General features: G+C 74.0%; 16 protein-coding genes and 1 pseudogene. 11 read left to right on the top strand and 6 right to left on the bottom strand.

The window, feature by feature from the left end; genetic code table 11:
* The 3 genes from GPA10_RS39945 to asnB form a co-directional block, all read left to right on the top strand.
* On the top strand, positions 1-1,272 hold a 1,272-nt coding region (locus GPA10_RS39945), incomplete at its 5' end, for a GNAT family N-acetyltransferase (RefSeq protein WP_157169689.1).
* Positions 1,269-2,369: a potassium transporter TrkA gene (locus GPA10_RS39940; protein ID WP_157169688.1), complete on the top strand. Its 1,101-nt coding sequence runs from the start codon at positions 1,269-1,271 to the stop codon at positions 2,367-2,369. The genes GPA10_RS39945 and GPA10_RS39940, both read left to right, overlap by 4 nt.
* Positions 2,370-2,460: 91 nt before the next feature.
* Positions 2,461-4,290: an asparagine synthase (glutamine-hydrolyzing) gene (gene asnB, locus GPA10_RS39935; RefSeq protein WP_157169687.1), complete on the top strand. Its 1,830-nt coding sequence runs from the start codon at positions 2,461-2,463 to the stop codon at positions 4,288-4,290.
* Positions 4,291-4,335: 45 nt separating this feature from the next.
* Here the strand turns inward: asnB and GPA10_RS39930 are convergent, their stop codons facing one another.
* The 3 genes and pseudogenes from GPA10_RS39930 to GPA10_RS39920 form a co-directional block, all read right to left on the bottom strand.
* Positions 4,336-5,496 carry a winged helix DNA-binding domain-containing protein gene (locus GPA10_RS39930; protein ID WP_157169686.1) on the bottom strand — a complete coding sequence of 387 codons (1,161 nt, stop codon included), beginning with the start codon at positions 5,494-5,496 and terminating at the stop codon, positions 4,336-4,338.
* 224 nt (positions 5,497-5,720) lie between these two features.
* Positions 5,721-7,130 (bottom strand): annotated as a pseudogene (locus GPA10_RS39925) (S8 family peptidase); the annotation flags it as partial.
* A gap of 497 nt (positions 7,131-7,627) precedes the next feature.
* Positions 7,628-10,675 (bottom strand): LuxR C-terminal-related transcriptional regulator, encoded by a 3,048-nt coding sequence (locus GPA10_RS39920; protein WP_343041851.1) that lies wholly within the window; start codon positions 10,673-10,675, stop codon positions 7,628-7,630.
* Between the two features lie 176 nt (positions 10,676-10,851).
* Here GPA10_RS39920 and GPA10_RS39915 point away from each other — a divergent pair, with 176 nt between their 5' ends.
* The 8 genes from GPA10_RS39915 (at position 10,852) to GPA10_RS39880 (ending at position 19,874) form a co-directional block, all read left to right on the top strand.
* Entirely contained in the window at positions 10,852-11,376 is a 525-nt protein-coding gene (locus GPA10_RS39915) for an ATP-binding protein (RefSeq protein WP_157169685.1), read from the top strand.
* A 230-nt stretch (positions 11,377-11,606) separates the two neighbouring features.
* A complete protein-coding gene (locus GPA10_RS39910; protein ID WP_157169684.1) occupies positions 11,607-12,290 on the top strand; it encodes a TetR/AcrR family transcriptional regulator in 684 nt (227 codons plus the stop codon).
* Between the two features lie 144 nt (positions 12,291-12,434).
* Entirely contained in the window at positions 12,435-13,202 is a 768-nt protein-coding gene (locus GPA10_RS39905; RefSeq protein ID WP_058848973.1) for a GntR family transcriptional regulator, read from the top strand.
* 68 nt (positions 13,203-13,270) lie between these two features.
* Complete coding sequence (locus GPA10_RS39900; protein ID WP_058848972.1) at positions 13,271-13,498, top strand: 4Fe-4S dicluster domain-containing protein; 228 nt, start codon at positions 13,271-13,273, stop codon at positions 13,496-13,498.
* Positions 13,499-13,512: 14 nt separating this feature from the next.
* Positions 13,513-14,886 carry an ABC transporter substrate-binding protein gene (locus GPA10_RS39895; protein WP_157169683.1) on the top strand — a complete coding sequence of 458 codons (1,374 nt, stop codon included), beginning with the start codon at positions 13,513-13,515 and terminating at the stop codon, positions 14,884-14,886.
* Positions 14,883-15,767, top strand: a complete 885-nt coding sequence (locus tag GPA10_RS39890; RefSeq protein WP_343041850.1) for an ABC transporter permease — start codon at positions 14,883-14,885, stop codon at positions 15,765-15,767. The genes GPA10_RS39895 and GPA10_RS39890 overlap by 4 nt, the downstream gene beginning before the upstream one ends.
* Positions 15,768-15,893: 126 nt before the next feature.
* Positions 15,894-16,664: an ABC transporter ATP-binding protein gene (locus GPA10_RS39885; protein ID WP_157169682.1), complete on the top strand. Its 771-nt coding sequence runs from the start codon at positions 15,894-15,896 to the stop codon at positions 16,662-16,664.
* Positions 16,665-16,691: 27 nt separating this feature from the next.
* A complete protein-coding gene (locus GPA10_RS39880; RefSeq protein ID WP_343041849.1) occupies positions 16,692-19,874 on the top strand; it encodes a fumarate reductase/succinate dehydrogenase flavoprotein subunit in 3,183 nt (1,060 codons plus the stop codon).
* A gap of 10 nt (positions 19,875-19,884) precedes the next feature.
* Here the strand turns inward: GPA10_RS39880 and GPA10_RS39875 are convergent, their stop codons facing one another.
* The 3 genes from GPA10_RS39875 to GPA10_RS39865 all read right to left on the bottom strand — a co-directional run bounded on the left by GPA10_RS39875 (position 19,885) and on the right by GPA10_RS39865 (position 23,604).
* The gene (locus tag GPA10_RS39875) at positions 19,885-21,081 is read right to left on the bottom strand and encodes an alpha-hydroxy-acid oxidizing protein (RefSeq protein ID WP_157169696.1); all 1,197 of its coding nucleotides are present in this window, start codon (positions 21,079-21,081) and stop codon (positions 19,885-19,887) included.
* A 145-nt stretch (positions 21,082-21,226) separates the two neighbouring features.
* Positions 21,227-22,300, bottom strand: a complete 1,074-nt coding sequence (locus tag GPA10_RS39870; RefSeq protein ID WP_157169681.1) for a cytochrome d ubiquinol oxidase subunit II — start codon at positions 22,298-22,300, stop codon at positions 21,227-21,229.
* 17 nt (positions 22,301-22,317) lie between these two features.
* Positions 22,318-23,604, bottom strand: a complete 1,287-nt coding sequence (locus tag GPA10_RS39865) for a cytochrome ubiquinol oxidase subunit I (RefSeq protein ID WP_157169680.1) — start codon at positions 23,602-23,604, stop codon at positions 22,318-22,320.
* Positions 23,605-23,699: the final 95 nt, after the last annotated feature.

Below are 23,699 nucleotides of genomic sequence, written 5' to 3'. Positions count from 1 at the left end.
GCGCGCCCCACGGCCGCGGCCCCGCCGACCGGTGCCGCCGCGCGGCCCGGCGGCGGGGCCGCCCCGGCGCCCCCGTTCGGGCCCGCGCGGGCCCGGCTCGCCTACTGGTGGAACAACACCCCCTCACCGGCGGGACGCTCCGTCCGCCGCACCGCCGACAGCCTGCCGGGCACCGTGCCGGCGCTCGTCTCCCACGCCCGCGACGGCGGCGTGAGCATCGCCTACGCAGGGCTCGGCATCGGCCGCACCAACATCCTCCAACTCCTCGAACAGCAGCGGGCCGGGCTCGGCACGCCGACGAGCCACCGCACCGCGGCCCGGCTGCACCGGCGGGACCTGGCCGCGGGGCGCCTGCCCGGCGCCGATCTCGTGGTGCTCGGCGCCGAGGAGCACACGCTCCGCGGCCTTCCCGGCCACGGCGCCGTCCTCGCGCCCTTCCGGCTCCATCTCGTCGTGGACGTACCGGCCACCCACGAGGAGTTGCAGCGGCTGATCTCCAAGCGCGAACGCGGGCAGTTCCGGCGCGACCAGCGCACCCACGACTGGGTCCTCGAGGAGGATCCGTCACCGGCGGCCCTCGCGTTCTTCTACGAGCGGCTGCACACGCCGACCATGCGGCAGCGGCACGGCGAACGCAGCCGCACCGAACGGTTCGACGTCGCCCGCCACGCCGTGCTCCCCCGCGGCACGCTCTTCTTCCTGCGGCAGGCGGACACACGGGTGGCCGGGGTCCTGTGCCACTGGTCGAAGGACCGCCGCACCCTGACCACCCGGCTGCTCGGCGTCCTCGACGGCCGGGACGAGCACTACCGCAGCGGCGCGTTCAAGGCGCTCTACCACCATCTGCTGCGGTGGGCCTGCGACCGCGGCGTGCCGCGTGTGGACTTCTTCGGCACCGAGGCGTTCCTCAGCAAGGGCATCTTCCAGTGGAAGCGCAAGCTGGGCGCCCGCCCCGAACTGCCCCCCAACCACTTCTCCACCAAACGCGTCCGGATCGAGGCCCGGCGCGACACACCTGCCGTCCGCGACTTCCTGGTGGCCAATCCGCTGCTGCGGACGGACCCGCCGCGTCCCGGCCACGGCTCCGGCTCGGACTCGGGCACCGGCTCTGGCACCGGCACCGGCACCGGCAGTACCGGTCACCTCACCCCGGTCTACTTCACCGACGACGACCGCCCGCCCCGCCTGGACCTCAGCTCCCGCTGCCCCGGCCTGCCCGAACCGGAGATCGTCCATCTGGACACCTTCCTGAAGGCGGTGGAGCTGCCGTGAATCCCGCGCACGACATCGTCGTCCTCGGCACCGGCGCCTTCGCGGGCGCCCTGGTCCGGGCCCTCGCCCAGCGCGCAAGCGGCCCCACGCGGGTGCATCTGGTGAGCCAGGACCGCGGGCGGGCCGAGCACCTCGCCGGTCTCGCCCAGGCGCACGCCGTCATCGCCGGACGGCCCGTCCGGTTCTGCACGCACCGGCTCGACGTGCGCGGCGGCGCCGATCTGCGGCCCCTGCTCGCCCGCCACCGGCCGCGGGTGCTCGCGATCTGCACCTCCGACCTGTCCCCCGCGGAGACCCGCGGGCCCGCCTCCGCGTGGACGGACCTCGTCCGGGCGGCGGGGTTCGGAGTGACCCTGCCCCTCCAGGCGGCGACCGCGATGCGGGCCGCGTCGGCGTGCGCCGAGGCCAGCCCCGGCACCGCCGTCGTCAACGCCTGCTTCCCCGACGCGGTCAACCCGCTCCTGCACGGGGCGGGGCTGCCCGTCCTGTGCGGTCTCGGCAACGTCGCCACCCTCGCGGCGGTGATCCGCCGCGACCTGCTCCTCGCCGACGAGTCACGGCTGAAGGTCCTCGCCCACCACGCCCATCTGCACAGCCCGCCGACGCCCGCCGACGAGGTGCGGGCCTGGCTCGACGACCGGCCCCTGACGCCGACGCACCAGATCCTCGAACGGGCCCGCCGCCACCCCCGCGCCGACCTCAACGAGATCGGTGCCAACGCCGGCGCCGACGTCGTCGACGCCCTGACACACCCGCGCGACTACTACGCCGGACACGTACCGGCGCCGAACGGGCTGCCCGGCGGCTATCCGGTCGTCCTCACCGGCCACAGCATCGCCCTGCGGCTGCCACCGGGCACGTCCGAACGCCAGGCGGTCGCCCGCAACGAGCGGTGGTCGGGGCTCGACGGGATCACGGTGGACCGGCGCGGCAAGGCGCAGTTCACGCCCGCGGCCCTGGACGCCCTCAGGGACCGCTGGCCGGACGCCCCCGCGACGTTCGCCGCACAGGACGTCGACGACCTGCGCACGCTCCAGCTCGCCCTGCGCGACGACCTGCGGCGACTGCCGGCGCCCCCGGCCGCGGCCGCACCCTGACACCGGCCGGGCGCCCGCCTCCCCCACCGGGACAACCCTGACACACCGTCACACAGCGGCCGCGGGACCGTCGGCCGTGGAAAGGACGCGCATGTGCGGCATCGTCGGCTGGACCGACTTCACCCGCGACCTGGGCCGGGAACAAGCCACCCTCCAGCGCATGACCGACACCATGGCCCTGCGGGGCCCGGACGACGCCGGCACCTGGACCGGCCCGCACACGGCACTGGGCCACCGGCGCCTGTCCGTCATCGACCTGGAGGGCGGCACCCAGCCCGCCGTCGCCACGGCCGGGCCGCACCGGGAACCCGTCGTCCTCGTCTACAGCGGCGAGGTCTACAACTTCCGCGAACTGCGCGCCACCCTCCAGCAGCGCGGTCACCGCTTCACCACCCGCTCCGACACCGAGGTGGTGCTGCGCTCGTACCTCGAATGGGGCGCCTCCTGCGTCGACCACTTCAACGGCATGTTCGCCTTCGCCGTGTGGGACGCCTCCCGCGAGGAAGTCCTGCTGGCCCGCGACCGCGTGGGCATCAAACCGCTGTACTACTTCACCTATCCGGGCGGCATCCTGTTCGCCTCGGAACCCAAGGGCATCTTCGCCAACCCGCTCTTCCGGCCCGTCGTCGACGAGGACAGCCTGCCCGTCCTGTTCAACGCCCGGCTCGCCCTGCCCGGCGAGACACCGCTGCGCGGGCTGCGCGAGCTGCGCCCCGGGCACGTCCTGCGCTTCTCCCGCGGCGGCGCCCACGAGTACCCGTACTGGCGCCTGGTCAGCCGTGAGCACCACGACGACCTCGACACCACCGTCGCCACCGTCAGGGACCTCATGGAGGACATCGTCGAGCGGCAGCTCGTCGCCGACGTGCCGCGCTCGGCGATGCTGTCCGGCGGCCTCGACTCGACCATCATGTCCGCCCTCGCCCACCGGGACCTGTCCGCCGCGGGCGAGGGTCCGCTGCACACCTTCGCCGTGGAGTTCGCCGGTGACGACCGGGACTTCAAGCCGACGGAGCTGCGGCCCGAACGCGACGCCCCCTACGCCCGGCTCGCCTCCCGGTACCTCGGCACCCGGCACCACGACGTCGTCCTGCACACCGACGACGTGCTGGCGGCCCTGCCCGCGGCCCGCCGCGCCCGCGACCTGCCCTCCCTCGGCCAGTTCGACACCTCGATGCACCTGCTGTTCAAGGCCATCCGCGCCCAGTCGACGGTGGCGCTGTCCGGCGAGGCGGCCGACGAGATCTTCGGCGGCTACCCCTGGTACCACGACGAACGCCTGGTGTGGCGCGACCGCTTCCCGTGGATCGGGGACGCCCCGCGCCTCGCCGACGCCTTCGCCCCCGACCTGCACCGGCGGGTCCGCCCCGCCGACGCGGAACACGACCGCTACCTCACCCTGAAGGCGGAGGTCCCCCGGCTGCCCGGCGAGGACGGCCTCGACGCGCGCATGCGCGAGGTCATGTACTACAGCCTCAAGGGCCCGCTCGCCTACCTCCTCGACCGCAAGGACCGCATGAGCATGGCGGTGGGGCTCGAAGTGCGGGTGCCCTACTGCGACCACCGGCTCATCGAGTACGTGTGGAACGTGCCGTGGGGCATGAAGAACGCCGACGGCCGGTGGAAGAGCCTGCTGCGCCTCGCCTTCGCCGACGTGCTGCCGCAGGAGACCCTCGACCGCCCCAAGAGCGGCTACCCGGGCACCCACGACCCCGCGTACGACGCGGACGTCATGCGCTCCATCGACAAGATCCTCAGCGACCCCTCGTCCCCGCTGCACGGGGTCTTCGACCCCGAACGCGTCGAGGGCCTCACCCGGGCCGGATCGAAGACGATGACCTGGCTCAACTCGAGCCATCTGCTCCTGCCCGTCCTGGAAGTGGACGCGTGGATGCGCGAGTACGGGGTCGCTCTGGCCTGAACCGGCGCCCTTCCCGGCCGCTGGTCGCGCCGGGGCCTGCGGGCCTCAGTCCGGGACCACGCGTACGCGATCGCTCTCGCCGTCCGAGAGGAACGCCGCGAGGGCCTGCCCCTCCTCGGTGACCGCCGTGTGCTCGGAACGGGAGAAGCGCCGCAGCGGCGTGACGGACACGGTGTCCGCGTCGCCCTTGCCGCCCTTGCCGCCCCCGCCGTCCTTGCTCATGGTCCAGGTCGCCGCGACCCGGCCGTCGACGAGGACGACGCGGGCGCCGTCGACCGACAGATGGCGGTGGGCGTCGTCGATGATCCGGGTGCGGTCGTGGTAGCCGAGGATCGCGTTGTCGAAGGCGGGCAGGAAGCGCACCGGCGCGGGCACGCCCGGGTCGGGACGCGGCGCGTCGGGCAGGTCGAGCAGCTCGCGGCCCCGCTCGTCACGGAAGGCGACCAGTTCCCCGCGCACCGCCGCGACCGCGGCCGGGAGCCCCGCGAGGCCGCTCCAGGCACGCAGGTCGGCCGTGGCGGCAGGGCCGTAGGCGGCCAGAAAGCGGCGCACCAGCGCCTGCCCGACGGGGTCGGCGGGGTCTGTGGGCAGGGGGTCGATGTCCCGCCCCAGCCAGGTGGCGACCGGGAGGTTGCGTACGCCGCCCTTGGTGCGCCACAGGCCTCGCGGCGGGACCTGCACCATGGGGACGACACCGGCGATCAGCATCTCGCCCAGGGCGCGGGGCGCCGTCGCGGGCCAGCGGTCGCCGACCGCCCGGGTCAGCTCGGCCATGGTGCGGGGTTCGCCGTCGGCCAGCGCTTGCCGTCCCGCCGCAGCGAGTTCGTCGAGGTCCACGTCCTGAAGGTCGCGGCGGTAGACGCCGAGCACCCGCTGGCGCAGCATCGCGTCGTGCCGGGCCCGCCAGGCCAGGACGTCGTCGGCGGTGACGAGGTGGACGGTGCGGCGCATCAGGTGCGTGCGCACGACGCGGCGCTCGACGAGCAGGCCGGAGAGGGTTTCCGGCGCGAAGCCGCGCAGCCGTGACCAGAGCCCCGTGAACGGCTCCTGCGGCTCCTGCGCCTGGAGACCGCCGAGGTGGGCGACGGCGTCGAGAACCGGCAGGTCGGCACGGTCGAGGAGCAGCTGGCGGGCGAGGGTGGCGCGGTTCAGGGCGCGCCTGTCGAGCACGGTCCCCGGTCCGGCGCCGGGTGCTTGAGGGTGCATGGGGCTCCTGAGCGCTCGCGGGCAGGCTCGTCGGTGGGGCGCGTTGCCGGGGAGCCCGCGCCTCCGCCGACGGTCACCACCGTGCCAGACATTGCGGTCAGGTTCTGTCCGCTGAGGCCGCTGCCGGTCTCCGGTACGCGCCGAGGGGCCCGGTGCCGTCGTGGCACCGGGCCCCGCCCTGTGTTCGAGCGCTCAGGAGCCGGCCGGGCCGGGGGTCACGAGCCGAGTGCCGTCAGGGTCGCCGTCGCGTCGGCCAGGCCCGCGCCGCAGCCTCCGGAGCAGGACCCGGCCAGCGGGCGGGCGTTGCTCTTGACGGCGGACTCGACCTGGGCCGGGGTGATACCGGCCCTGGCCTGGTACATCAGCGCGGCGAGGCCCGCGATGTGCGGCGCGGCCATGCTGGTGCCCTGGTAACGGACGTAGTTCTCGCTGCCGACGCCGCGGGTGCCGGAGTTCAGCGTGGACAGGATGCCGTTCGCGGCGCTGGGCGACGTCTCGCCGCCGGGGGCCGTGATGTCCACGACACTGCCGTAGTTGGAGTACGAGGCCCGGTTGCCCTCGCGGTCGCTCGCCGCGACGGCGATGACGTTCTTGCAGCTCGCCGGGTTGAAGTTGGCGGCGTTGGCGTTCGAGTTCCCGGCCGCCACGACGACCGTGGTGCCCCGGCCCACGGCGGCGTCGATGGCGCTCTGGGTGCCCGCGTCGCAGGCACCGCCGCCGCCCAGGCTCATGTTGATGACGTCGGCGGGGTACGGGTTGTTCGCCACACCGCGGACGGTGCCGCCGGACGACCAGGTGATCGCGTCGATGATGTCGGCGGTCGTGCCGCCGCACTTGCCGAGCACGCGCACGGGCTGGATCTTCGCCTTGTGGGCGATGCCGGTGACGCCCTTGGCGTTGTTGCCGGTTGCCGCGACGGTGCCCGCGACGTGCGTGCCGTGCCAGGAGTTGTTGGTGTCCCGGGCCGGGACGGGCTGCCCGTTCGCGTCCGTTCCGCACTCTCCGCGGTTCATCCAGTCGCCGGGGTCGGCGGCACTGCTGTCCCGGCCGCCGCCGTCCTGGGCCATCCAGGGGTCGGAGATGAAGTCGTACCCGGAGACCACGTTCGCCGCCAGGTCGGAGTGCGCGACGTAACCGGTGTCGATCACCGAGACGTTGACGCCCGCGCCCGTCACGCCCTTGGCCCAGGCCCCCGGGACCTTCATGCCCGCGCGGCTCTCGAACAGGTCCCACTGCTGGGAGTACAGGGAGTCGTCGGGGTCCGCCGCGGCGTACATCCGGCTGTCCGGCACCACATAGGCGACGTCCGGGTCGGCCGCGAAAGCACCCATGACGTCCTTGACGTCCTTGCTGTCGAGCTTGTCGCCGAGGTCGACCAGGGCGGCGCCGGTGCCGAGGCGCCGGTCGAAGTCGAGGCGCTCACCGACGCGCTCGGCCTTGGCGCGGACGTCCTTGTCCGCCTCGGCGTTGGACTTCGCCTCGTCGGCGCGTGCGGTGTAGCCGACGATGATGCGCTCGGCCGGGACCGCCTTCGCCACGGAGGCGCCGGGTGTGCCGGCGCGGTCCGGGCCCGAGGCCGCGAGGACGGTGGTGACTCCGGTGCCGAGCAGGGCCGCGGCCGTGGCCGCGGCCAGGAGGGATATACGTGTGCGTCTGGAACCGTTCAAGGAGCTGCCTTTCACGGGCCGGTCCGGGACATGCCGGACCGGCGGTTCGTACCGTGCGTGACAAATGCCCCGCGCCTGCCGAAAGGTGGAACTTGGGGTGTGTGGGGGTTTCAGCAGGCGCGGCGGTGCGCAGGCGACACGGGACCCGTGCGCCGGGTCATCGGCACACGGGTCGCGCGCCATGACGGCAGAGCCCCCCGCCTCGCCGTCAGGTGGGCGAGGCACTTGGCATGGATCCCTGCTGAGTGCCTTTGCACGACACCGGTCGACCGAACGCGCGTCCGCCGCGAATGGCCCGCGACAGATGAACGTTCGACCAACCGGATGGCAGGGAACTTATGACCGAGCGATCAGCGCGCATATCCGGAGGCCCCTACCTACGGATACGCAATTAACCAGGGCTTCGTGCCGAGTTGGTCTAGTCCTGACCTGGGGTTTTGCCGACCGTGCTGGTGCCGGGGGCGTCAACTCCGCGTGTCGCCGGAGCCAGGGGACGACTCCTCCGCATCGGCGATGCCGAGTTCCTGCCGGGTCGCGGTGCCCAGTTTGCGCATCGCGCGGGCGACATGCTGCTCCACGGTGCGCGGCGACAGGTGCAGGGTGGTGGCGATCTCGCGGTTGGTCAGGCCGTTCCCCGCCAGTTCCGCGACCTCGCGCTCCCGCGGGGAGAGCTGGTCGCGGTACGAGGGCCGCCCCGGCCTGCGCCGGTCCTTCTCGGGCTGGTGGGCGCGGGACAGCGCGCGCACGCGGGCGGCGTCCCAGGCCGCGCCGAGGTCGCTGAACTGCTGCGCGGCGAAGGCGAGTTCCGTCAGCGCACGGTCGCGGCGGGCGTCGCCGGCGGCGTCGTGGTGGGTGTCGTGGGGGGCGTCGTGGTGGGTGTCGTGGTGGGCATCCTCAGCGGCCGTCGGCTCCAGGCCGCAGCGCCCGGCGCCCTCGGCCGCCAGGGCTTGGGCGTACGGCCGGGGCAGCGCGGCGAAGGCGGCGCGCGCCTCCTGGTAGAGGGCCACGGCCTGCTCCAGGTCGCCCGTGCTCTCGGCGAGCGCGGCGCGGGTCCACACCAGGGACGCGTCGGCGGTGGGTGACCGGAGGCCGTTCAGGCCCTCGGCGAAGGCGTCCACGACCCTGCGGGCCGCGGCCGTGTCACCGTCCCTGGCGAGCGCCTCCACGGCCCACGGCGCCAGCTCCGCCGCCCAGACGAACACACCCTTCGCCAGGACGTTCCCCCATGCGGTACGGGCCTGGGCCGCCGCGCCCGCGACATCCTGCCGCGCCAGGGAGAGGCGGATGAGAGCTCCCGCGAGGGTCGCCCCGAGGGGGGCGGCGGCGTGCTCGGCCAGAGGGGCGTCCTTGCCGGAGAGCCACGACGCCGCCGGGCCCCAGCCGCCGCGGGCGAGGTGGAGCAGGCCGAGGACGGTACGGGCGTCGGCGGAGATGACGGGCATGTCGTCGGTCTCCCTGACGAACTCCTCGCAGCGTTCGACGAGCCCCTCCCAACGCCCGGTGGCCCACTCCAGGAGCAGCCGGGTGCCGAGCGCCGTCCGCTCCGTGTAGGGCGCGCCGCTGCGGGCGGACAGTTCGAGGCCGTCGGCGAGGAGTGCGCGCGCACGGTCGTAGAAGCCGAGCCAGACGGCGGAGTCCGCGGCGTTGCACAGGCCGCGCGCCACATGCCTGCGGCAGCGCGGGTCGGGGCTGTCGAACGGCAGGGCCCGCAGCAGCTCCCAGCCCTCGGGGTTGCCGTAACTGAGGGCGAGACCGGCGCGGTTCGCGGCCACCGCGGTCTCCACGACCTCGTCGCCGCTGTCCGCGCTCGCCGCCTCGGCGTCCCGCATCCAGGCCAGGTGGACCTCCAGGGAGTTGCCCGGCCAGTACGGCATCGCGAGCGCCGACATGGCGCGGGCCGCCAGCTCCGGACGCTCCTCGCGCAGCTCCCCGGCCGACCGTTCCAGTTCGGCCCAGCCGCGGGTGCTCATGCCGACCTGGTTGCACAGGAGCAGTCCGAGGTCCAGGCGCATCTCACCGCGTACGGCCGTCGGCAGCTCCTCGTCCTGGACGATCTGCGTCAGGACCTCGACGGTCTGGTCGGAGCGGAGGCCGACGACGGCGCTGCCCGCCAGGACGGGGGCGAGGCGTGCCCGCGCGTGCCGGGGCACCAGGGGGGAGGCGAGGGTGCCTTCGAGCAGCGTGATGGCTTCCTGGTGGCGGCCCGCGGCAGCGGCCTGCCGGGCGGCCTCCTCGACGGCCCGCAGCCAGGCCCGCACCCGGCCACCGGCCCGGCGGTGGCGGGCCAGCTCCGCCCACGGCACCGGCTGCCTGCGTTGCAGCACGTCCGCCGCCCGCCCGTGCAGTTCCTGGCGGACGGGTCCCGGCACGGTCTCCAGGACGGCCGCCGCGGCGAGCGGGACCGGGAGGGCGTACCGGTGCTCGGTGTCCTCCACCAGGGCGGCGCGGTCGAGGGCGGCGAGGAGCGGGGTCCGGTCGAGGGCGTGCGCGTCGGGGGGTGTCGATGTGCCCGTGCCGGGGCCGTTTCCGAAACCGGGGCCGGGGCCGTTTCCGGTGCCGGGGACCGTGCCGGGGCCGTTTCCGAAGCCGGTGCCGGGGCCCGCGCCGGGGCCGTTTCCGGTGCCAGCCCCAGTACCGGTACCGGTACCGATGCCAGTGCCAGTGCCAGTGCCAGTGCCAGTGCCAGTGCCAGCTCCAGTGCCGGTACCGGTGCCGGTGCCCGTACCGGTACTGGTGGCCGTACCGGTACTGGTGGCCGTACCCGTACCCGTACCGGCATAGGTGCCCGCGCCCCCCGACCCCGCCACCTCCAGCAGATCCTCCGCGGAGACGGGCTCGCCCAGGACGGCCGCCGCCCACACCACGCGCCGCGCGGGTCCGGGCAGGGCGTGCGCGCGGCCCGACATCAGCTCGGCGAGGCGTACGGGCACGCCCGCCGCGTCGACGTCGGCCGGGGTGCAGCGCCGTCCCGCGCTGTCCCGCAGCACGGCCAGGAGGTCCGTCACCACCTGCGCCACGCCGCCCGACCGCTCGTGCAGCCGCGCCACCGCCTGGGGTGTGCACCCCTCCCCCAGAACCTCCCTGGCGGCCTCCTCGACCTGCCCGGCGTCCCACGGCCGCACCCGGTGGCGCAGCACGACCAGGTCGTCCCCGTACCGGAGGGGTGGCGTACCGAAGGGCAGGCCGGAGGACGTCAGTTCCTCGGGGCGGTACGTGACGACGGCGGCGAGGCGCGGCCAGGGGTGCCGCAGCAGGTTCCGCACCCACGTCAGCGCGTCCCCGTCCGCCTCCTGGTGCACGTCGTCGACGAGTACCAGGGCGGGCCTTCCGGCGTCGACGTCCGGGGGCCGGTCGCCGTCGCCGCACCGCCAGGACGTCACCGCGCCCGTAGCCTCGGGCAGTTCGGCCAGGCGCCGCAGCAGGCGGCTCTTGCCGGTGCCCGCGGCTCCGCCGACGAGCACCAGGACGGGACCGGCGCCCTTTTCGGTCAGCGTCCGCCGGATCCGGCCCACCCAGAATTCCTCACCCTGTGTGACCACTTCGCTCCCGAACGCTGTCCACCAGGCCTTCCGGCTTTCTTTGCGTATCCGTATTTCGCCCGGCACTGATTGTTTTTGGCCCATGCGGGTTGTCAGCGTAAGAGGCACCAGCGATGCGACACCGCGGGCCAAGCAAGCGGGAGGACCGCATGATCACCGCCAAGCACGAGCACCAGCCCAGAACGGGCACCGGTGCGGTCCCGGCCGCCGGCGTGACGCTCCCGGCCCGGACGGGCGCGCGGTGCGAGGCGCTCACCAGCCTGCCGGCCACACCGGAGGCGGCCCCGGCCCTGCGCCGCTTCGCGACGACGTCCGCACGCGCCTGGCACCTCGGCGCGGGCGCCTGCGAGGCGCTGACGCTCGTCGTCACTGAGCTGGTCACAAATGTCATACTGCACAGCGGCAGCCCCCGTGTCACCCTGCGGCTCCGCCTCTTCCCCGGCGCCCTCCAGATCGAGGTCCACGACACGGGCCGCTGGCACCGCGACGTGACGCGCCGCACCGGCACACCCGCCGCCCTGGGCGCGGACGCCGCCGTGGCCCCGGAAGCGGCGGACCTCCTCTACTCCGAGTCCGGCCGCGGCCTCGCCCTCGTGGAGGCGTACACCGCCCACACCACGATCCGCCCCTCACGCACCGGCACGACGGTCCTGGCCGAGCTGCCCCTCACCTGAGCCACCGGCCTGCCGCCGCCGGGCCCTGTACACACGCACGATCAGCGACACGGTGCGCGGTGACGATCAGGGCCACGCACCCGGGGTGGATGCCCTTGGAAAAGCTGGGCGCACCACCCTCGGGGCGGGTCGGCCTCGCCAACAGCTTCCGTGATAGCTTCTAACTGGAACATGGGCCTATAGCCGCCGATGGGCAGGGCAGGGAAGACGAGGCACGGAAGGGGCGCGCCATGGCGACAACGACTCGTACGACGACCCCGCGCGAGCGGTACCGCGCCCAGATCCGGGCGGAGATCAAACAGCACGCCTGGCAGCAGATCGCCACCGCCGGGGCCTCCGCGCTCTCGCTCAACGCGATCGCCAAGCAGATGGGCATGAGCGGCCCCGCTCTCTACCGGTACTACCTCAACCGCGACGAGCTGATCACCGAGCTGATCCGGGACGCGTACCGCAGCCTGGCCGACGCCTTCCGAGCGGCGTCCGCGGCGTCCGGTTCCGGCACCGGCCTCGGCGCCCTCGCGCACGCCCTGCGCCACTGGGCCCTGGCCGACCCGCAGCGCTACTTCCTCATCTACGGCACGCCGGTCCCCGGCTACCACGCGCCGGACGACACCACCGCCATCGCCGACGAGATCATGACGGCGCTGCTCGACGCCTGCCCCGCGGCCCCCGCCGACGCCTCCGTGTCCCCGTTCGAGGCCCACCTCGCCGAGCACCGGACCTGGGCGGCCGACCACCCCGCGGCCCCCGCCACCCTGCGCCGGGCGCTCGCCTTCTGGACCCGGCTGCACGGCGTCCTGTCCCTGGAGCTCGCCGGGCACTTCACCGGCATGGGGTTCGACGTCGGGCGCCTGTTCGCGGCGGAGCTCCAGGACCTGCTCGCCGCCGCCGGGAGTCCGCCCGGCCGCGGGTGAGCGGGGGGACGCCCGCCGCCCGAGGTGGCGGATCTTTGATCACGTAGAGAGTCGTGGCAGGTCAGAGCGGTGTCCATGACGCCGTCAGGTGGCGCAACGCTGCCGCAACACCATCGGGGCCGCCGCGCCGGTACGTTCCCTGCCATGCCAGCCGAACGCATCCCCGCCTCCCTCCCGGTAGCCGCCGCACGGCGCCGGCGGCTGCGCGCGGACCAGGCCAGGCAACTCGCCGATCTGCTGCGCCACCAGATCCTGACGGGCGGCTTCCCGCACGGCGTCCTGCCGCTGGAGGACGTCATCGCCGCCGACTACCGCGCCAGCCGCAACACCGTCCGGCAGGCCCTCGACCTGCTGCGCGGCGAGCAGCTCGTGGACCGCAAGGCCGGTGTCGGCACCGTCGTGGTCGGCGAGAAGTACCGGCACGGCCTCGACCGGCTGCAAGGCCTGGCCGAGACCCTGCACGACCACGGCCGGGTCACCAACGAGGTCCGCGCCGTGGGACCCGTCTGCGCCCCCGGGCCGGTCGCGCGCCGGCTCGGCCTCCCCGACCACACCGACGTGCTCTGCATCGAGCGGCTGCGCCGCCTCGGCGGCCTCCCGCTCTCCCTCGACCTGTCCTATCTGCCCCTGGACGTGGGCGGCGAACTGCTCGGCTGCGACCTGGAGAACACGGATGTGTTCCGGCTCCTGGAGGCGCTCACCGGCGGGCCGCTCGGCCACGCCGAGATCACCCTGGAAGCCGTGACCGCCGACGCGCACTCCGCCGCGGTCCTCGAAGCCCCGCGCGGCAGTGCCGTCCTCATGCTGGAACGGCTGACCCATCTGCCCGACGGGCGCCCCGTCGACCTGGAGTTCATCCGGTTCCGCGGCGACCGCATCACGATGAGCGGCGTCCTGCGCCGCTCCGTCTGAACCGCCCTCTGTCTGAATCGCCCCCCACACTTTTCCCGCCTGTCCGCTAGCCCTTCCTGGAGACAGCCATGCCCGTCGTCCCTCAGCGCTCCGACGTGCCCGTGACCATCGACGAGTCCCTGTGCATCGACGGCTGCACGCTCTGCGTCGACATGTGTCCGCTCGACTCGCTCGCGATCCGCGAGGACAACGGCAAGGCGTACATGCACGTCGACGAGTGCTGGTACTGCGGCCCGTGCGCCGCCCGGTGTCCCACCGGCGCGGTCACCGTCAACATGCCCTACCTGCTCCGGTGAGAGGCACCACTGCCATGACAGCCGTACCCCGCGCCCACGAACGGCCCCCCGCCCGGGGACGGTTCGTCGCCCGCGCGCTGCCCCTGACCCTGCTGCTGCCCCTCGCCACGGCATGCGGCGGCGCCGCGGGTGCCGAGGACTCCAAGACCGTCACGGTGACCGTCGGCTACCAGTCGAAGACGATCAACACCGTCACGGCGGGCACCCTCCTGCGCTCCCTCGGCTACTTCGAGAAGGAGCTCGCGGCCCGCGGCAGGAAGGACGGCCGCACCTACAAGGTGAAGTGGCAGGACTACGCGACGGGCGCCCCCATCACCGCCCAGATGACCGCCGGAAAGATCGACATCGGCTCGATGGGCGACTTCCCGCTGCTCATCAACGCGGCCCGCGGCAAGCAGCTCCGGCAGCCGACGCGGCTCGTCTCGGTCACCGGCTACAACCTGCGCGGCGGCCTCAACACCGTCGTCACGGAACCCGCGTCCGAGCTGCGGTCGCTCACCGACCTGCGCGGCAAGAAGGTGTCCACCAGCATCGGCTCGGCGGCCGACGGCACCCTGATCCGGGCCCTGGAGCAGGCCGGGATCGACCCGGAGAAGGACATCAGGAAACTCAACCAGCAGCCGAGCGTGGGCGCCTCCGCGCTCGCGGGCGGAAGCGTCGACGCGCTCTCCCAGTTCGTCGCCTGGCCGGGCCAGTTGGCGTACGAGGGGAAGGCGAAGGCGCTCTACGACGGGGCCGACCTGAACCTGCCGACGTTCCACGGGGTCACCGTCCGCGAGAAGTTCGCCGACGAGCGCACCGGCGTCGTCGACGACTTCCTGCGCGCGCAGCGGCGCGCCACCGACCACCTGCGGGCCCGGCCCGTCGCCGCCGCCGAGACGGTGGCGGCGGAGACCGGGCTGCCCGCCGAAGTGGTCTACCTCTACAACGGCGCCCACGGCATCGCCACCTTCGACCCGGCGCTGCGCCCGGAGCTGATCGCCGCCCTGAAGAAGGACGTGCCGATCCTGAAGGACGCCGAGCTGATCGGTGACGTGGACGTGGACGCCTTCGTCGACCCGGAGCCGCTGCGGCGCGCCGTCCCCGCACCCCCGTACGGGAAGGCCACCGCCGCCCGGCCCGAGCTGTGGCTGAGGGGGCGCTCCGACACACGTGCCTTCGACAGCCCGAAGGCGCTGCTCAAGGCCGCCCGGGGCGCCGACGTGCGGGCCGCCTACGTACCGGACGCGCTGACCGGCACCCTCTGGTTCGCCGACCGGTCGGTGTGGGTCGCCGACGGCCCCGAGCTGCGCGCCTTCATCACACCGGACCATGCGCGGACGTACGTGGAGCGGCATGCCGGGGCCCGTGTCGTCAGCTACGCCGACGCTCTTCGGCGGGCCTCGTGAGCGCCGTCCGCCGCCTGGTCCGGGTGGCCTCGCTCGCCGCGGCCCTCGGCCTGTGGCAGGTGCTCACCGCGCACGACGTCGAACTGTGGCTGCGGTTCGGGCAGTTCCCGACGGTCGGCGAGGTGGCGTCCGCGTTCGGCGACCGGCTCGGCACCGGACCCTACTGGCAGGACCTCGGCCACAGCCTGCGCCGCATCGTGATCGGCTTCCTGCTCGCCGCGGTCCTCGGCGTGGCGGCGGGCACGGCGATCGCCCGGTCGCGGTGGGCGGCCGACCTGCTCGGCCCGCTGGTGGAGGTGGCGCGCCCGGTCCCCGCGATCGCCCTCGTCCCGGTCGCGATCCTGCTGCTCCCCACCAACGAGCAGGGCATCGTGTTCATCACCTTCACCGCCGCGTTCTTCCCGGTCCTGGTGTCGACCCGGCACGCCGTGCGCGCGCTCACGCCCGTGTGGGAGGAGGCCGTGCTCACCATGGGCGGCGGCCGGCTACGGGTGCTGTTCTCGGTGGTGCTGCCCGGGGCGCTGCCGGGCGTCTTCGGCGGGCTCTCGGTGGGCATCGGCGTCGGCTGGATCTGTGTGATCTCCGCGGAGATGATCTCCGGTGAGTACGGCGTCGGCTACCGGACCTGGCAGGACTACACGGTCGTCGACTACCCGGGCGTGTTCGTCGGCATGGCCACCATCGGCGCCCTCGGCCGGCTCACCTCCACCGCCGTGGAGGCCGCCGGGCGCCGCGCCACGTCCTGGCTGCCGCGCCCGGCCGAGCGTCCCCCCGCCCGCGCGGCACGCCGCGCCGACCGCGCCGCGCGCACCGTGCGCGCCGGTCGCCGGACGGCCGCCCCCGCCCACGCTCCGGCGCCGGAGAAGCAGCCCGTCCCATGAGCTCCCACGAGCTTTCGTGAACTCCCACGAGCTTCCATGAACTCCTACGAGCCTCCATGAACTCCCACGAGCTTCCATGAATCACCACGAGCCTCCATGAAATCCTACGTGCAAGGAGACCGCCCCATGAGCACCGTGCGTTCAACGCCCGCTCCCGCGAGCACCGGTCCGGTCCGCCAGGGCGCCGAGCTGGCCCTGGACGGTGTGCGCCTCGGACACGGGCAGGGCCAGGCACTGCCGGGCACGGTCGACCTGCGAGTCGCGCCCGGCGAACTCGTGGCCGTGGTGGGCCCGTCCGGCTGCGGCAAGTCCACGCTCCTGCGCACCCTCGCGGGCCTCCTCCCCCCGCTGGACGGACGCGTCACCGAGGACGGCACGCCGGTCACCGGGCCCGCCGCCGACCGGGCCCTGGTCTTCCAGGAGGACGCCCTGCTGCCGTGGCGGAGCGTGCGCGCCAACGTCGAACTGCCCCTCGCCATCCGCCGGATGGGCCGCGCCGAGCGGCGCCGGACCGCCGCCGGCTGGCTGGAGCGGGTCGGTCTCGCCGCGCACGCCCGCAAGCTGCCGCACCAGCTCTCCGGCGGGCAGCGGCAGCGCGTCCAGCTCGCGCGGGCCCTCGCCGGGCGGCCCCGCGCGGTCCTCATGGACGAGCCGTTCGGCGCGCTCGACCCGCACACCCGCGCCGGGATGCAGGACCTGCTCGTGGACATCCTGCGCGGCACCGGCGCCACCGTCGTCTTCGTCACCCACGACGTGGACGAGGCCCTGCACCTCGGCGACCGGGTCGCCCTGCTCGCGTCCGGCGAGGTCCTCGGCGTACCGCACCCCAGGCAGCGCGACGCCCGCAACGCGCCCGCCACCACCGCCCTGCGCCGCCGCGTCCTGACCTCCCTGTAGCCGACATCCCCCGTGAAAGGCGCCCCCGTGGACTCCCCCCTGGCCATCCCCGCTCTCTCCGACGCGACCGAACTCTCCTGCGACGTCCTCGTCGTCGGCGGCGGCACCGCGGGCACCATGGCCGCCCTGACCGCGGCCGAGCGCGGCGCCGACGTGCTGCTCCTGGAGAAGGCGCACGTACGGCACTCCGGCGCCCTCGCCATGGGCATGGACGGCGTCAACAACGCGATCATCCCGGGCCGGGCCGAACCGGACGACTACGTCGCGGAGATCACCCGCGCCAACGACGGCGTCGTCGACCAGTCCACCGTCCGGCAGACCGCGACCCGCGGCTACGCGATGGTCGAGCGCCTGGAGTCCTACGGCGTGAAGTTCGAGAAGGACGAGCACGGCGAGTACGCGGTGCGCCAGGTGCACCGCTCCGGCTCGTACGTGCTGCCCATGCCGGAGGGCAAGGACGTCAAGAAGGTCCTGTACCGGCAGTTGCGGCGGCGCGAGATGCGCGAGCGCATCCGCATCGAGAACCGCGTGATGCCGGTGCGGGTGCTCACGGCCGGGGGCCGGGCCGTGGGCGCCGCCGGATTCCACACCCGTACGGGAGAGTTCACCGTCGTCCGGGCGGGCGCGGTGATCCTCGCCACCGGCGCCTGCGGGCGCCTCGGGCTGCCCGCGTCGGGCTATCTGTACGGGACGTACGAGAACCCGACCAACGCGGGCGACGGCTACGCCATGGCCTATCACGCGGGCGCCGCCCTCACCGGCATCGAGTGCTTCCAGATCAACCCGCTCATCAAGGACTACAACGGCCCGGCCTGCGCGTACGTCGCGAACCCGTTCGGCGGCTACCAGGTGAACCGGCACGGCGAGCGGTTCGTGGAGTCCGACTACTGGTCGGGGCAGATGATGTCCGAGTTCGCGGCCGAACTCGCCTCCGACCGGGGCCCGGTGTACCTGAAGCTCAGCCATCTGCCGGAGGAGACCATCAGCGCCGTCGAGTCGATCCTGCACACGACGGAACGGCCCACGCGCGCCACCTTCCACGAGGGCCGCGGCCACGACTACCGCACCCACGACGTCGAGATGCACATCTCGGAGATCGGACTGTGCGGCGGCCACTCGGCGTCCGGGGTACGGGTCGACGCGCACGCCCGCACCACCGTGCCCCGCCTGTACGCCGCCGGCGACCTGGCCTGCGTACCCCACAACTACATGATCGGCGCGTTCGTCTTCGGGGACCTGGCGGGCGCGGACGCCGCCCGCTTCCGCGCCTACGACGGCGAACTGCCGCGCGACCAGCTCGCCGCCGCCCACGAACTCGTCTACCGGCCGCTGCGCCACCCCGAGGGGCCGCCGCAGCCCCAGGTCGAGTACAAGCTGCGGCGGTTCGTGAACGACTACGTGGCGCCGCCGAAGACCGGCGCGAAGCTGTCCCTCGCGGTGGCCGCGTTCGAGCGGATGCGGACGGAGATCGAGGGGATGGGCGCGCGGACCGCCCATGAGCTGATGCGGTGCGCGGAGGTGACGTTCATCCGGGACTGCGCCGAGATGGCGGCGCGCGCCTCGCTCGCGCGGACCGAGTCCCGCTGGGGGCTCTACCACGAGCGGCTCGACCACCCGGGGCGTGACGACGCGGGCTGGCTGCACCACCTCGACCTGCGCAAGTCCCCCTCGGGGGCGATGGAGTTCACGGCACGGCCGGTCGAGCCGTACGTGGTGCCGGTGCCGGAGTTCACGCCCGCAGGCGGGCCCGAGCGGGCGCTCGGCGAAGCCGTCACGGTGCCGGTGGCGACGGCGGGGGCACGGGAGGCGGCCCCGGCACGGCGGGGGACGGCCGCGGCGCCGCAGAGGACGGCCGCGGCGCCGCAGGGGACGGCTCCCGCGCCACAGGGGACGGCCCCGGCACCACAGGACACCGCTCGGGCACCACAGGAGACCACCCCCACACCACAAGACACCACTCGGGCACCACAGGAGACCACCCCCACACCACAGGACACCGCTCGGGCACCACAGGAGACCACCCCCACACCACAAGACACCGCTCGGGCACCACACGAGACCACCCCCACACCACAGGAAACAGCCGTCGCGCCGAAGGTGACCGCCCCGGCACCACAGGAAACAGCCACGGCGCCACAGGAAACAGCCCCCGCGCCACGGGAGACCGCTCGGGCACCACACGAGACCGCTCGCGCACCACACGAGACCGCTCGCGCGCCGCAAGAGACCGCTCAGGCGCCGCACGAGACCGCTCAGGCGCCGCACGAGACCGCTCCGTCCGCCCGCCCCGCCGCGCAGGCGCAGGCACCGGTGGCGGCGGGCGGCCCGAGCCCCGCGCTTCTGCGCCTCCTCTCGCTCGCGGAGGACTCCCCCGGCCTCGACGCCCTGGCCGGCTATCTCACGGACGCCGACCCGGCCGTGCGGGCGACCGCGGTGGCCGTGCTCGCCGAGACGCTGCCCGCAGGGGCCGGGCCCGCCCTGGCCGCACGGCTGCGGGACGACGCGCCGCAGGTCCGGGCGGCCGCCGCCGGGGCGCTGCGCGAGCTGGTCGAGGTCCTGCCCGCCGACGAGGAGCTGGCGTCCGGGCTGCGGGCGGCGCTCGGCGTGACCGACCCCGCGGTGCGCGGCGCGACCCTCGACGCGCTGCGGGCACTGCGGCTCGGCGACACCGCCGTGTACGCCGCCGCGCTCGCCGACCCCGACGCCGACGTCCGCATCCACGCCGTCAGGGCCCTGGTCTCGGTGGACGCCACCGCCGACCTTGCGGGGGCCGCCGCCGACCCCGACCGTGCCGTCAGAGTGGCGGTGGCCCGGGGTCTCGCGGCGGTGCGCGACCCGGCGGCGGGTCCGCTCGCGCCGCTCGTCGACGACCCCGACCCGCTGGTCAGGGCGGCGGCCCTGACCGCGCTCGCCGACACCGGCTGCCCGCCCGCGTACACCGGCCGTGCCGTGGCCGCGCTCGCCGACCCGGCCTGGCAGGTACGGGCCGGGGCCGCGACCGCCCTGCGGAGGGCCGCGCCGGGCCCGGCCGTCCCCGCGCTCGCCGAGGCGTCGGCCGACCGGAACGCGGACGTCCGCAAGGCCGCCGTCCTGTCGCTCCTCGTCCACCGCGCCGACCCCGACGCGCGCGCCGCCCTGGCCGCCGCCACCGCCGACACCGACGCCGACGTCCGCGCGTACGCCGCGAGGGCCGCAGGGGCCGCGTCCTGAACCGGCTGCCTCAACCGCCGCCGCAGCACACCCGGCGCAGCGCCGCCGGGCCGAGGTCCGCGAGGGCGGGGTAGCCGTCGACCGCCATGACGAGGTCCGCCTCGGCCAGCAGCGAGCGCAGCACGTGCACGACGCCGTCCGTGCCGTCGAGAGCCAGTCCGTACGCGTACGGGCGGCCGACGCCCACAGCGGTGGCGCCGAGGGCCAGGGCCTTGACGACGTCGGCGCCGGAGCGCACCCCGGAGTCGAACAGGACGGGCAGTCCGTCGACGGCGTCGACGACTTCCGGCAGGGCGTCGAGGGCGGGCAGGCCGCCGTTCGCCTGGCGCCCGCCGTGGTTGGAGACGTAGACGCCGTCGGCGCCGAGGTCCTTGGCGCGCCGCGCGTCGTCGGGGTGGCAGATGCCCTTGAGGATCAGCGGTAGCGTGGTCAGGGACCGCAGCCACGGAAGGTCGTCCCAGGTGAGGGGCTTGCCGAAGATCCGGGCCCAGGTCAGCGCGAGATCGCCGGGGTCCTCCTCGCGGCCCGGAGTGCGCAGGGCGCGGAAGGCGGGGTCGCTGGTGTAGTTGGCCAGGCAGTGGCCGCGCAGCTGTGGGAAGTTGGCGGTGGCCAGATCGCGGGGGCGCCAGCCGGAGATCCAGGTGTCGAGAGTGACGACGATGCCCGCGAAGCCGGCTTTCTCGGCGCGGTGCACGAGGCTCTCGGCGAGGGCCCGGTCCGTCGGGGTGTAGAGCTGGAAGTAGCCGGGGGTGTCGCCGAGTTCCGGTGCGACCGCCTCCATCGGGTCGGCGCTGAGCGTGGAGGCGACCATGGGGACGCCGGTGCGGGCGGCGGCACGGGCGGTCGCCAGGTCGCCGTGTCCGTCCCGGGCGCAGATGCCGAGGACTCCGACGGGCGCCATGAACAGCGGCGAGGGCAGCGTCCTGCCGAACAGGTCGACGGACAGGTCGCGCCGTTCGGCGCCGACGAGCATCCGCGGGACAAGGCCCCAGCGGGCGAAGGCGGCGCTGTTGGCGTCCTGCGTGGACTCGTCCCCGGCGCCGCCCGCCACGTACGACCACACACCCGGCGGCATGGCGTGCCGGGCCCGCTCCGCCAGTTCGGCGAAGCTCATGGGGTGTTCGGGGGCGATGCCGAACAGGCCGTTCAGATAGATCTCGTTCTGGTAGTCGCTGTAGGGCTGAGGTGCGTCGGCGGGGTGGGACATCGTGATCACGGCCTCTCTCAGCGGGTGCGGGGCGGCACTTGGCGTGCGGCCCTTCCTACCCGCTTCTGCCGTCGGCGAGCGTTGTCGATGCCGCACTGTCGTCGGCGCGCGTGCCGAAGCGGGTGGCCGCGGTGCGGAAGCGGCTTCAGAAGTAGCTGGGGTGGCGGCGGCCCGTACGGCCGCGGAAGGCCCACCAGCTCCACGACTGGTACGCGAGGATCAGCGGGACCACGAGGACCCCGAACCCGCTGAGGATCCTCAACGTGGCGGCGTCGGTGACGGCGTGGCCGATGTCGAGTCCTTGGCCCGCGGAGCTGATGAGCAGGTACGGGTAGTGCCCGGCCCCCACGAGGAGCACGGGCAGCGCGGTCGCGCAGCAGGTGGCCGCGAACGCCCGGACGCGGTGCCCGCGGGCGAAGGACCACCAGGCCGCGGCGAACGCCGACAGGAGCAGGGCGGCGACGACCGCCGAGGTCGTGCGGTTCGTCATCGAGGCCCCCGCCCCGAAGAGCGTCAGGAGCAGCGCGAGCGAACCGGCCGCGGCGGCCCCGCGCAGCAGGCGCGCTCCCACGCGGTGGGCACGGGCCGCGAGGTGGGGCGCCGAGCGCAGCGCGACGAACCCCGCGCCGTGGGCCGCGAAGAGGAACAGCGTGGTCGCGCCGCAGGCCGACACGAACGGCGAGAACACGGCGCCGGGGCCGATGCGGAAACCGCCGTCGGCCCGGCGCGGCACACCGTGCAGCAGCAGACCGAGGACGAGCCCCCAGCACAGGGCGGGCAGCGCGCCGCCGAACACGATCAGGGCGCTCCACACCCGGCGGGCACGGGCGCCCCGGGCACGGCCGCGCAACTGGACCGCCGCGTTGCCGAGGACGAGGCCGACGAGGATCGCCACGATCAGCGGGTACAAGCCGGACAGCAGGGTGCCCTCCAGGTGCGGGAAGGCGCCGAACAGGACGCCGGTGAAGGCGACCAGCCAGACCTCGTTGCCGAGGAAGAACGGCGCGATCGCGTCGAGGGCGCCGTTACGGCCGGTGGGCCCGCCCACTGCGCCGCTCCCCCCGCTCCCCCTGTTCCCACCGTTCCCCCCGTCTCCCCCTTCCTCGTCGCCGCCGAGGCGGCCGTGCAGCATCTGTACGCCGTAGTCGTAGCCGCCGAGCACGAAGTACCCGGCGAGAAGCAGGCCGAGGAGGGCCAGCCAGAGGGTTTGCAGACTCATCTCGCTCAACTTTCCGGTCATCTTTCCGTGACGAGCGCGGCCGTGCCCGCGAGCGGCGCGGCGGGCGGGAGCGGCTCGGTGGCGCCGAGCTGGGTGGCGTCCGGTCCGCGCCGGGCGAAGCGCGTGATCAGCGTCCAGTTCGTCACCGCGAGCGCGGCGAAGACGGCGACGAAGACGGCGCAGGACACGGCCACCGTCGCCGTGCTCACCCCGGAGAACGCGTCCTCCACCGTCAACTGGCCGTAGACGAGCCAGGGCTGCCGCCCGACCTCACGGACCACCCAGCCGCCCACGGAGGCCACGAAGGGGAAGGGGACCGTCGCGACCAGGACGTACAGGGCGGCGCGGCGGCGCAGCAGCCAGTCCTTCCACAGCAGGACGGCGGCGACGAGCGTGAGGGTGGACACGGTGTTGCCGATGATCGTCATCACGTCCATCGAGATCCGCAGCGTGTCCTGCCAGGGCACGTAGTCGCCGGGCCCGTGCTCCCGGACGAGCCGCGCCTGCGCCTCGGCGACACCGCTGCCGTCCAGGACCGCGTCCTTCATGGGCTGGGTGCGCTCGATCACGGGCCGCTGCATCTCGCCGACGACGACCACGAAGAAGGAGCTGATCGCGGCCATCCAGAGCCCGAGGCGCAGGGAGGAACGGAACAGCGCGGTCTCCGTGGTGCGCCGCAGGAAGTGGTACGCGCTCACCCCGGCGACGAACACGCCGCCCGTCGTCAGCGCGGCGAGCGTCACATGGGCGAGCGCGACCAGGGCGCTGGAGTTGCTCAGGAGCGCCCCGAAGTCGGTGAGATAGGCGGCGCCGTCCCGGACTTCGTAGCCGACGGGGTGCTGCATGAAGCCGTTCGCGATCATGATCCAGTACGCGGAGACGTACGCGGTCAGGGCGACCAGCCAGATGAGGGTGAGGTGCACGCCGCTGCGCAGCCGTCCCCAGCCGAAGATCCACATGCCGAGGAAGGTGGACTCGGCGAAGAACGCGATCAGGGTCTCCAGTGCCAGCGGCGCGCCGAAGACGTTGCCCGCGAACTTGCTCAGGCCGCTCCAGCTGAGACCGAACTGGAACTCCATGACGAGGCCGGTGACGATGCCGACCGCGTAGTTGATGACGTAGAGCTGGCCCCAGAAGCGCGTCATGCGCTCCCGGACCGCTCGTCTGACGGGATCACGGGTGAACGCGGCCCTGGTGTGCATGACCGCCACCAGGGGGACGAGCCCCATGGTGAGGATCACGAACAGCCAGTGGATGCCGGTCGTGGCCGCGAACTGGATTCGGGCCAGATCCGCAGCGCTCATGGCGCCACCTTTCTGCTCGGACAGTTGCGGGGCACCGCGTCGCGTGTGCGGATGACGGACGCCGCGGTCCGGCGTCCGGCACCCGCGCGGTGCCC

Origin of the sequence: Streptomyces typhae (assembly GCF_009755605.1) — a bacterium.
GTDB lineage: Bacteria > Actinomycetota > Actinomycetes > Streptomycetales > Streptomycetaceae > Streptomyces > Streptomyces typhae.
This window is presented reverse-complemented; position numbering and strand designations above follow the sequence as displayed.